At 34.7% G+C, this 11,317-nt stretch carries 10 protein-coding genes and 1 pseudogene; 4 read left to right on the forward strand and 7 right to left on the reverse strand.

Annotation, left to right across the window (positions count from 1 at the left end):
* From F6K40_RS34970 to F6K40_RS34980, 3 genes are all read right to left on the reverse strand, one after another.
* Positions 1 to 1,314 (reverse strand): RNA-guided endonuclease InsQ/TnpB family protein (locus F6K40_RS34970; RefSeq protein WP_293143179.1); only part of this gene is annotated, 1,314 nt, incomplete at its 3' end.
* A 59-nt stretch (positions 1,315 to 1,373) separates the two neighbouring features.
* On the reverse strand, positions 1,374 to 1,754 hold the full coding sequence (locus tag F6K40_RS34975) for a hypothetical protein (protein WP_293143182.1): 381 nt from the start codon (positions 1,752 to 1,754) through the stop codon (positions 1,374 to 1,376).
* A 32-nt stretch (positions 1,755 to 1,786) separates the two neighbouring features.
* Complete coding sequence (locus tag F6K40_RS34980) at positions 1,787 to 2,638, reverse strand: DNA-processing protein DprA (protein ID WP_293143185.1); 852 nt, start codon at positions 2,636 to 2,638, stop codon at positions 1,787 to 1,789.
* 149 nt (positions 2,639 to 2,787) lie between these two features.
* Here F6K40_RS34980 and F6K40_RS34985 point away from each other — a divergent pair, with 149 nt between their 5' ends.
* A complete protein-coding gene (locus tag F6K40_RS34985; RefSeq protein ID WP_293143188.1) occupies positions 2,788 to 3,141 on the forward strand; it encodes a Dethiobiotin synthetase in 354 nt (117 codons plus the stop codon).
* Between the two features lie 746 nt (positions 3,142 to 3,887).
* Here F6K40_RS34985 and F6K40_RS34990 read toward each other — a convergent pair.
* The 3 genes from F6K40_RS34990 to F6K40_RS35000 form a co-directional block, all read right to left on the reverse strand.
* On the reverse strand, positions 3,888 to 4,037 hold the full coding sequence (locus tag F6K40_RS34990; RefSeq protein WP_293143191.1) for a hypothetical protein: 150 nt from the start codon (positions 4,035 to 4,037) through the stop codon (positions 3,888 to 3,890).
* A 355-nt stretch (positions 4,038 to 4,392) separates the two neighbouring features.
* A complete protein-coding gene (gene moeB / locus F6K40_RS34995; RefSeq protein ID WP_293143194.1) occupies positions 4,393 to 5,565 on the reverse strand; it encodes a molybdopterin-synthase adenylyltransferase MoeB in 1,173 nt (390 codons plus the stop codon).
* A 287-nt stretch (positions 5,566 to 5,852) separates the two neighbouring features.
* Positions 5,853 to 6,308, reverse strand: coding sequence for a M67 family metallopeptidase (locus tag F6K40_RS35000; RefSeq protein WP_293143197.1), 456 nt, complete (start codon positions 6,306 to 6,308; stop codon positions 5,853 to 5,855).
* Between the two features lie 496 nt (positions 6,309 to 6,804).
* On the opposite strand from F6K40_RS35000, the gene iscB reads away from it, so the two are divergent.
* Both iscB and F6K40_RS35010 read left to right on the forward strand, forming a co-directional pair.
* Positions 6,805 to 8,292 (forward strand): RNA-guided endonuclease IscB, encoded by a 1,488-nt coding sequence (gene iscB / locus F6K40_RS35005; protein ID WP_293143200.1) that lies wholly within the window; start codon positions 6,805 to 6,807, stop codon positions 8,290 to 8,292.
* A gap of 100 nt (positions 8,293 to 8,392) precedes the next feature.
* Positions 8,393 to 8,857 (forward strand): annotated as a pseudogene (locus F6K40_RS35010) (TdeIII family type II restriction endonuclease); the annotation flags it as partial.
* A 40-nt stretch (positions 8,858 to 8,897) separates the two neighbouring features.
* Here F6K40_RS35010 and F6K40_RS35015 read toward each other — a convergent pair.
* Positions 8,898 to 10,238 carry a DNA cytosine methyltransferase gene (locus F6K40_RS35015; RefSeq protein ID WP_293143203.1) on the reverse strand — a complete coding sequence of 447 codons (1,341 nt, stop codon included), beginning with the start codon at positions 10,236 to 10,238 and terminating at the stop codon, positions 8,898 to 8,900.
* Positions 10,239 to 10,873: 635 nt separating this feature from the next.
* Here F6K40_RS35015 and F6K40_RS35020 point away from each other — a divergent pair.
* Positions 10,874 to 11,317 (forward strand): hypothetical protein (locus F6K40_RS35020; RefSeq protein WP_293143206.1); only part of this gene is annotated, 444 nt, incomplete at its 3' end.

Genomic DNA, 11,317 nt, shown 5'->3' on the forward strand with positions numbered 1-11,317 from the left:
TATACCCAGTTTTACTGGTTTAGTGGCCAACGAGTCGCACCACATCGCTGAAATCTGCTTCCTTTTTACAGGAAGTCTGACGTTTTCTCCGTGTCCGAAAATAATCGACCGTTGACCCTCGGCGACTACATTGAAAAGCGATAGTTGTACAGGATTATCTAATACTTTAGTTTCAATAGTTTTAACCTTGGTTGTCGGTTGAACTACTTTTAAAATATTTATTGCTGCATTAATATCTCTATCATGGAAAGTGCCACAGTTTAAGCAAGTCCACTCTCTAATATTTAACTCTTTTTTACCACCTTTAAACCCGCAATAACTACATTTTTGAGAAGTTGGTTCCCATCTATCAATTACTATAAATTCTCTACCATACTTTTTACATTTAGCCTCAGTCAAAGTCCTAAATTTTCTCCAGCCTAAATCACTGATTGCTTTGGCTAATTTGCGATTGCGTTTGCGCAGCATTCCGTAGGAAACCATGCCAGAAACATTCAAATTTTCTAGTACGATTGTGTCGTACTTTCTTACTAAATCAGTTGATAACTTGTGTAAAAAGTCAGTCCTAATATCTTTAATTTTGCTATGGAGTTTAGCTATTCTTAATCTACGTTTTTCACGACGTTTACTGCCTGGTTCAGTTTTGGCAAACTTTCTTTGAAATTTAGCTAACTTTTTGAGGTTTCGTTTGAGTGGCTTAGGAGCTAATATTTTCTCACCATTACTCAATGTTGCAAATGTGCTAATACCTAAATCTATACCTATTGATTTCTCAGCTTTAGGCAGAATTTCCGAATTAGTTTCTACTACAAAACTAGCAAAATATCTATTAGCTGAATCTCTAATAATAGTTACAGATGTAGGCTGACTAACTAATGGTCTTGACCAAACTATTTTTATCTTACCTACTTTTGGTAGATAGATTTTATCTTGGTTAATCTGATAATTAGCTCCTACAAATCTTGCTGTTTGTTTTGACTTTCTACTTTTAAATTTAGGAGGTTTAACTTTAATTCCTTTCTTTTTTCCAGTACAACTATTAAAAAAGTTTTTGTATGCTTGGTCTAAGTCTTTTAATGATTGCTGTAATGGAGTAGAAGCTACCTCTTTTAACCAAAGTAAATCTCTTTTAGCTTGTGTTAGAAATTGTTTAGTTAAATCAGTATATGAAGGCTTTTTAATACCGTTAAAATATAATTGATTACAGTATGCTAAACTTTGATTCCAAACGTATCTACAACATCCAAATAGTTGATTAAACTTCTTAATTTGGACATGATTAGGGTAGATGCGATATTTATATCTGGCTTTCAATTTTTTCAACCTTTTTATAACACTAAAGCTTGACAGTGTAGGGTTTTATTATACTATTATTATAGCACAAAAATATTAAATTTGTTTCGCTGCGCGACATGAAAAGCATTAAAAGCATTCCCATACGACACCAAATCAAAGATTATGGTGCGGGTATAAAAGCTAACATTATGATAAATTTCTTCAAACAGCAATCCACTACCACTACATAGTATAGCCACCGATTTATTCTCCAAAGAATTAAAATACTCTTTAACAACGGTCAAAAATAAAGGAATTGACTGATCGTTTTTTTTGATAATTTCATGTCTCAGCATCTTAGATAAATCTTGTTCACTAAATATCTTATTCAGGTCATTGTAATAAGATGGTTTAATAGTAAGGTCTTGATGAAAAACTTCGTTAGATAATTGATTAACAATGCTATCAATATTGTCCATGATGGCTAAAAACTTGATTCAGTAAATATTAACTAATTTAACTTTGGTAATAAACTCAGAGCATTCTTAAATTCATCTGCCAGTTCATCGTATGTTTTAATCGGTTTATTAGGAAAAGGCAGCGCAATTAATTCATTAATTAGTTGTATATTTCCCTCTCTGGGTCTAGTAATATTTACTTCTGGCATATAATCCCAATTAATTGCAAAAACAGTTCTTCCTTGAAGATATGCTCGTTTAGCGGTATCTACAGTAGCACTTTTTTCACCAGATTCAATCACAATAAATAACTTTGAAAGTGCTGTAATAATTCGATCTCTTTGCAACAGACGGTCGCCAAATCTATTGCCAAAATCTGGATATTCTGAAATTAAACCACCATTATTTAATATTGATGTTTCAAGTAACTTCCGTTGAGGAACATAAGGATGCAATCCACTATTAACATCGTTACCTAAAACGGCAAAAGTTTTTCCACCCACATCTAATGCTCCTAAATGAGCCATCATATCCACACCAAAAACTCCTCCAGAAATCACGACTCCTTCGTACTCACAAACTAATTGCCCTAATAATATTGCCGCCATTGATCCATCAACTGAAGGAGATTCTGTACCTCCAAAACCAACAGTTAAATCCACGTTAAGAAAATTCCAATCTTTGCCCTTATAGTAAAGAGTCGATGGGGGTTCAACGTGTCTTAATTCGTAGACTATATCCTTTTGTTTAAACTTATCCCAAAAATACAATGCTTTCTCTGGATTGGTAGGAGTAGGAAAAGGAAATTTTATGGATTTTAGTCTCTCGTTCAAAGTTCTAAATTTATCTAAGTAATCGCTATCTATAGTTTCCAAAATAATCCTATCATTTGAGTTTGTTTCCATAGCAGTTAACCTCTAATGTATATTTACTGTATATTTACAAATAGACTCTAGCATATAAAACTTAATATTGATTTTGAAAATCTGCTCCTACACTCTAAATAAATCAGAAACCAGGAAAATTAAATTATCAGAACTATTAAATTTTTAATATGGATTACGAAACCGCCCGTCAATTTCTCATTGACCAAGGAACTGCCCTAGAAACCAAAATTAACCCAGATGCTTTTCTCATGCGTCTCGACCAAGGCAAACCTCCCATTCCCGGTCAAGTAACTAACATTTTGTTAGCTCTAAAAATTTCTTTTGAAACATTACAAGGTGACCCCCTTCTAGACAGAGAATTAGTTGCCGGATTATATTTATTAGCAATGGAAAGTCTGAAACTATTTGAAGCAGGTAGACGAAAAGGTGTTATGTGGCCGCCACTTTTAAAAGAAGATATCGAACGAATTTCAATTTCTGTGAAAAATATCTTTTCTGGAGTTTTGTCTGAAGCAAAATAATACTTAATCTGCTTTATTTATTGGAAATAATGAAGCACAAATAACAGGCAAAAAGTAGACTAGGAAAAATTATTATTATCCTTGAGAAAAAGGGTTGAGATTCGATCGCTTTAGTTGATTAAAATACTAGATATGGATTTGCGCTCAAAAGTCTTGTGGTAGGGGTAGGAGCCATTTCAGTTATCAGTTATCAGTTATCAGTTATCAGTACCTCCTGGAATAGGGAGGCTTGAAATAGGGAATATTCTTTTTTTTATCCCCTATCCAAGGGGAGGCTTGAGACCCAAATTTTTCGGTCAGGAGTTAGGGGAATTTAGAGAAGGTAGGTTTAAAAATTGTTCGTCAATTTTTCTGTCTTTAATCTGCCCAAAATACTAAATTTTTGAATCTAAAAAACCTAAAAGCTTGGATTTTTTCAAGACCTAAAAAGCCTGAAACTTTTACCTGAAAAGGATTTAATATTTAATCAGCAAACCCTAGATATGGGTTTTGTCTCCAAACCCATACTAATTCTGAAATTTTGCACGGACTTTCCATAGAACTCTCCAAATAATTATAGTTAATTTGGCAAACATCAAATAATCTTAGCAAAAATCTATTAACGAATACAAAAATACTAGACTTTTCAAATCTTTAAAATCTGCCTATCTATCCGGTAACTTATTTGAGCTAGTCTTGATTTTCTTCGTGAAAGTTACTTGAAAAAAAATCAATTTTCTCCCCTTTTTGACTCAGACTGATTCAGATTATTTACTAAAATCTTTTTTCTCAGACAGACTTTCTAGAGAAGCCAAAACTTTAGATAGTTCTGCTAAAAAAGTTGCTACTATTTTTTCATCTTGACAAGTTCTATGGTTACTTATAGTATCCTCTTTCTCTGAAACTTTATAACTCATAAATTGTTGATTGTAATTTGTAAGTTAATGTTGATTATTTAGCCTGTGGTGGAATTAAAACCATTACTTTCACCTCCAGTCGATTAATTTAGGGAAGCCTTAACTTTTTAGCGATGTAAGGGATTAGGGAATATGAAAAACCATCGAATTTAATTTTCCTATATTACTAAACTAAGCTTTTCCCTAACTACCAAAAAAAGTTAATCTAGCAGTAATTTTTGAAACTGGTATCCAAAGTTAATTAGCAGATATAAGGTTAGAAGGAAGAAGGTTTTTTCTAACTAATTTAATTATCCCAATTGGTATAAGTTTTAGCTTTTCTATTCCTTCCACCTTCTACCTTCTTACTTCTGAATTAATATTGAGGCACAGAAGAATCTATCTCCTGACTCCAGGCAGTAATTCCACCTTTAACATTAGTACCCTCAATACCATTTTCCTTCAGAATACCTAACGCTTTAGCCGATCGCCCGCCCATTTTACAATGAGCAATTAAACGATGACCATTCATTAATTCCTTAACCTTTGTCACACCAGAACCCTGCTCAATATCTGGCAATGGTACTAAAACAGACCCAGGAATTTTCGCAATTTCATATTCATTGGGGTTCCGCACATCCACTAAGACAAAATCATCTGCCCCACTATCCAATAATTGCTTCAAATCTTGAACCGTCATTTCTGGAATAGCCATCTTACTTTCTGCCTCCTGTGCTTTTGCTTGAGGAATGCCACAAAACTGCTCATAATCAATCAACTTTTCAATAACTGGTCGTACTGGATTAGGACGCAGTTTCAATTCCCGGAAAGTCATATCTAGAGAATTATAAAGTAATAATCTACCACTCAAAGTTGTACCTTGACCCAAAACAATTTTGATAGTTTCCGTCGCTTGGATAACTCCAATCATTCCCGGCAAAATACCTAACACACCACCTTCCGCACAAGAAGGTACCATTCCTGGGGGCGGGGGTTCGGGGTAAAGGTCGCGGTAGTTCGGTCCACCTTCATAATTAAAGACAGTTGCCTGACCCTCAAAGCGAAAAATTGAACCGTAGACATTAGGTTTATTCAGAAGCACACAAGCATCATTAACCAAATAACGAGTCGGGAAATTATCCGTACCATCCACAACCACATCATAAGACTTAAGAATGTCTAGAGCATTTTCAGAACTTAACCTCGTTTCGTAAAGGTCAACCTGACAGTGGGGATTAATTTCGTGAATCCGATTTTTAGCAGATTCAATTTTTGGCTTACCCACCCAGGAAGTACCATGAATAACCTGTCGTTGTAAATTAGAACTATCAACAATATCGAAATCTACAATTCCAATATTTCCAATTCCTGCTGCTGCTAGATATAACAATAGTGGAGAACCAAGACCCCCCGTTCCTATACATAGAACTTTGGCTGCCTTAAGACGTTTTTGACCATCCAATCCTACTTCCGGTAGAATCAGGTGGCGCGAATAACGTTGATACTCTTCTGTATTTAACTGGATTTGTTCCAGATTCGGATTTAACATGACAATTTTGCCTAGGTATTTATTTAATAATATTAGTTTGGCAAGTTTTGCAAAGAAACTAGGTATTCAGCTGTTAGCTTTCTCTTTTAGCCAAGCATCAATTTAAGACTCCACATCTCAACGGTATCTTATGTTTGTTGGAGCAAGAATCTAGAGTTCGATCTTTTTTGTCTTTTTCCGTTCCTGACTAATACTGGCGATCGCCTGACAAAGCCAAGTAATATACTGAGCAATATTTAATTTTTTTCCTAAATTAAGTATATTAAACTGGTTATCTGGTCAGTGCCCTATCTTTTAATAATTTTTTCTGGTTGAAATTGATGATTATCGTCAAGAGACCAACAGAGAAAGTCAATAGTGTTGCCTTTTTCCACTGAGAGGATAATGTAGGAATATTCTGGCCAGGCGTAAGTACGGTCAAATTCTGAGGGGGTGGCTGGATGGTCTGGGTGGGAATGATAGATGCCAATGATGGAGAGGTGGCGTTCTCTTGCAGATTTCATTGCTTTGAGCATTAGTTGTGGGGATATGGCATATCTTTTTTCTTCTGTAAATTCTTTTTGTTCTGGCCAATATTCATCTGCTTCTGTTTGCCAGGCATTTTCAGCAGGCCAGACTTCAATGACTGTTTTTGTCTGTTGGTTTTGCTGACCTAATAGTAAGCCGCAACATTCATTTGGATAGGATGTTTCTGCTTGGGTGGAAATTTTTTGGAAGTGGGAGGAAGGGAATATTAGGGGCATTTATGTTAAGAAGGAAAAGGCTATTTTGTGAGTAAATTTAGCAGATTCATTGATAATGAAATATTTGACTAAGACCAAAATTAAAGATTTAGTACAAAATGTGATTGAGGCAAAGTTAAATAGATACTGCGCTGAAACTGACTATAAGCCATTTTTTGAAGCATTATGTCTGTATATGAACCTCTTGCTAAAATATTAGCTGAAAATGCTGGCTATGAAGCTCAAACTCAATGTCAACGACCCAACACTAATTCTTAGAATATAGTGTGGGCTTGTAGGTTTCGGCCTGCAAGTTCAGAGTTGACCCGCCTAAGCCAGAAAGTGGCTACGTTATCGGTAAGTGCTTTAAAGTTCCTACCTTCGGATGCTTCACCAGTCCGTCGCTCTAGAACTAGATAGTTAAACATCTTAATTTGGGTATTGGAAGTGCTATCTAGATGTGCCGACCGATAACTTTGGCTCGGTGGTTTTGACCCTAGCAATAGGAGATTTTTCAATGTTAAACAAAAACTCAGTTTTCGTATTGGACTGCAATAAGACCCCCTGCGACCTAATACATCCTGCTGCTGCTAGAAAGCTATTATTTGCTAAGAAAGCAGCCATTCTAAATAGATACCCATTCACTATCATTTTGAAGGAGGAAGCAAGGGCAAAAAAGCAATACAGAATTAAAATAGACCCAGGTGCAAGGTTTAGTGGACTAGCCTTGTTATCTGATGCCAACATTGTTTGGTGTGCTGAGTTAGAACATCGTGGATTTCAGATTTCCGAAGCTTTAACTAAACGCAGGACTTTAAGAAGCTCTAGACGTAATCGTAAGACTAGATATCGTCAGCCACGATTTCTTAATCGTAAGCGTCGTAAAGGTTGGCTGCCACCAAGCTTAATAAGTCGGGTTAACAATATTAAATCCTGGGTTAATAAGTTAATCAAATATGCTCCGGTTGATTCAATTAGCATGGAGTTAGTTAAATTCGATAGCCAAAAGATTGTTAATCCAGAAATTCAAGGAACTGAGTATCAAAAAGGTGAACTGTTTGGTTATGAAGTTCGACAGTATTTACTTGAGAAGTTTAACCATACTTGCGTCTATTGTGGGACTAAAGATGCTGCACTTAATCTAGACCATTTCCATCCTAAGTCCCGTGGTGGTTCTGATCGAGTATCCAATTTAGTTTTAAGCTGTGTAGACTGCAATCAGGCTAAATCTAATAAACTTCCTGAAGATTTCTTGTCTGATAAACCCAAGTTGTTAGAATTGATTAACAAGCAACGCAAGCAACCTTTGGCTGATGTTGCTGCGGTAAACGCCACTCGCTGGAAACTTAAAGAAATTCTCGAATCTACAGGATTACCTGTGGAAGTTGGTAGCGGTGCGTTAACCAAATATAACCGGAAACGGTTAGGTATTAGCAAAAGTCATTGGACTGATGCAGCTTGTGTTGGTAAGTCTACTCCTGACACTTTGAACATTCGGAACTATCAACCTCTGTTGATTAAAGCTATGGGTCATGGTAGTCGGCAAATGGTCAAGCCTGATAAATATGGCTTCCCCCGTACATCCCCTAAACTCAGGCAGAAATCATTCTATGGCTTCCAAACCGGAGATATTGTCAAAGCTGTAGTTACTAAAGGTAAGAAAATTGGCACTTATATTGGTCGGGTAGCAGTTCGCCAGACTGGCAATTTCAATATCAAAACTAAGACTGAAACTGTCCAAGGCATTAGTTATAAGTATTGCCAACATCTACACAAATCTGATGGTTATACTTATAGTTTTGGTGAGTTAGTTAAACAAAAGTCAGTTAATTTTGTTCAAGGGACGTTGTATGCAACGTCCCTTGAACAAGTCTTAGAGACTCCAGTTCAGCTAAACTTGTTTGATATATCTGAACTAACAACTGAAACTAAACCTAAAACTAAACGTGCTAAACGTACTAAACAGTTTGATAGTTTTGATGGTGAGCAACTTAGTTTGTTCTAATTTTGGGTCTGAAAGTAATTTATTTGCTGGTTGCTTTCCTCCCAGCACTAAATTTATAATGTAATCGACCGCAATTATTTAAGATGAATTATGTCAGAGTAATACCTCTCCTGATAAAGTAGGAGAAATTGAAAAAATCAGGCAATCTATTAAACAGGGAAAACCAAGGAAAGATGATAAAGATTCTCGTGTAAATATTTTTATTTATCAACCAAATACAGATGAAGAGCTATATATTGATATAACTACTGCAAAACCAAATAAAACAGAATTTGCTGCATTAAGAAGAAAAATGCTTCGTTGGTGTGGATTAAGGTTTAGTCAACACAAACAAGCTAATATCAAAACTTATATTGCTATTCCTTACAATCCTTATCATCCTCGCCCCTATACTAGATGGACTGCTAATGAATGTGATGTAAAAAATGAGCTATTAATTCAAGAAAATTTTTGGAATGAATGTGCAGGGGAAGAGGTATATGAAGACTTATTAAATATTTTTAGAGAAGTTGGAGTTGAGATGAAATCAAAGATTGACCAATGGATTAAGTCAAAATATAAGTAACACTAAGGCGTAAGGTTTTATTTTTATGATGTATGAGAATCTAATTAATAAAACCTAGCAACCTAACTAAAGAGTCAGCCAAATAATAAACCACCGGAATAGATACAGCATTCCCAAATTGTTTCTTAGCAATATTCTCCTTACTATGCGCTCTAAACCAACTAGGAAAACCTTGTAACTTCCCACTGTCTTTTGCAGTTATATAACGATATTTTTTCTTCTGATAAATTTCCTTGATAAATAAAGACTTATACTCCTCTGGAGTTTCTGCATTAATAGAAACCGTAGCTATACAATCTTTTGTACCTGTAGCAGTTAAGGTCGGCACAATTTCTGAATGAGGTAAAAATATTCTATATATGCCATTAATTCCTGATGAATTTTTAGAGTTGACAAATTCATAACCCTGCTCCGCAACATAACGAATAATTTTCTTCTCTACCAAATTATGTAACTCTTGAATTTGCAAATTATCTATTAACTCAGATAAATCAATAAAAGATAAAGGATTACCATCCTTAGTTCCGTACTTTTTTTTCCGTCTATTTTTGAGAATAGTTCCACAAATTAACTTTTCCCTTTTAGTTGTCTCGATCAAATCCCAAGAATGAATAGTTGTATGACCATTTCTCGTATCACAAAAAACAAAAAAATCATTCAACTCATCATTTTTCTGAAATCTATTTCTAGATACTGGAACATTACCATTAAACAAAATATCTGGTGATACTTTTGCCTTTTGAATATCAAAATCAGCCTGGAGACCATCAATAACTTGAAAAAGTTTAACTTGAAAATTCAATGGTTCAGGAAAAGAGAAATTATCTAGATATAAATCTTTCCTAATCCCCACAATAAAAACTCGTTCTCGATTTTGAGGCAATCCAAAATCAGCAGAATTAAGTAACTTGTAATAAACACGATAACCAATATTTTCAAACTTCTGAATAATTAATTCAAACGACCTTTGATTAGCCGGACTAATTAACCCTCTAACATTTTCAAAAATAAAAGCTTCCGGTTGATTTTTCTCCACAACTCTAATAGTATCAAACCAAAGTTTTCCTCTATAATCATCAAAACCCCGTAACTTTCCTGCCACAGACCAAGGTTGACAAGGAACCCCACCAACTATCAGATTGACTTGCCAAGGTAACTCAGAAATTTTAGTAATATCTCCCAAATATTTTTCATCATTATTGACATATCCAGTCAAAAAATTTTGCTGATAAACCTTTATTGCATCAGAGTCAATTTCCGAATATCCTAAACATTTACCTCCTAATTTTTCTAGAGGAATTCTAAATCCACCAATACCTGCAAATAAATCTATAAAAGTGAAACGATGCTCATCTAGCATGTAAATTAATAGGTTTCTCAAGATTAAAAGAGCTTAATTGGCTTGGGGAATTAATTATCTGACCAGACATGAGTCAATTTTATTTTTCTGATTATTACTCGGATGAGAATTATAGCAATTATCTTAAGTTGAGATTTTAAATAATTGTAAAATTTTCCACTAAGATTACGATTATTAAGTCAATACTGGAAAATTAAAAATTATTTGCCAAATTCAATCCTTTGTAGTCTGATGGATAATATTTGTTCAGTTTATACTTTATTTGCTCCGAAACAGTATAGCAATTATCTTAAGTTGAGATTTTGAGTAATTATAAAATCTTCTATAGCAATCCTATTTCAATTGTAATATTTTTGTTGTAGTCAGGATTCAGGTGTCAGGAGTCATAATTTTAAAGGTTTTTCGTCAATCTTAACTATTATAAAAATTCTCACACATCATTTAGGATTGCTATAGTAAGATTACTATCATAAGTCAATACTGGAAAATCAAATATTGCCAAATTCAATCCTTTGTAGTCTGATGGATAATATTTGTTCAGTCTATACTTTATTTGCTCCGAAACAGTATAGCAATTATCTTAAGTTCAGATTTTAGGTAATTATAAAATCTCCTACTAAGATGACTATCATAAGTCAATACTGGAAAATCAGATATTGTCAAATTCAATCCTTTATGGTTTGATGGGTATTTGGTTATCCAGTTTATTCATTATATGCTCCGAAATAGTTATGAAAGATATAAACACTGAACCAGATAAAGTTGGTACAACAGAAGCAGCATTTCTTTTAAATATTTCTACTGCCAGACTCAGGTTACTTCTCAGGCAAGGTCGCCTCAAAGGAGCCGAAAAAGTCGAACGGTTCTGGGTAATTCCTTTAAATAGTCGAGGAATGCCAGAAATTACCCCAGGTCGTCGAGGTCCTCAAGGAACTTGGAATAAAGGATTCCGTACAGGCAATACTTTTATCCATGTGCTGCGAAGAGAAATTGACTATAACCGAGACCACGGTACTTCCCTTCCTGCCATCTCTGTCAAACAAGGAAACAGAAACGATTACTGCCACGAAGTAGAAATTCTCGGAAATTGCAAAATCGTA

Origin of the sequence: Okeania sp. SIO3I5, from assembly GCF_010672085.1 — a bacterium.
Lineage (GTDB): Bacteria > Cyanobacteriota > Cyanobacteriia > Cyanobacteriales > Microcoleaceae > Trichodesmium.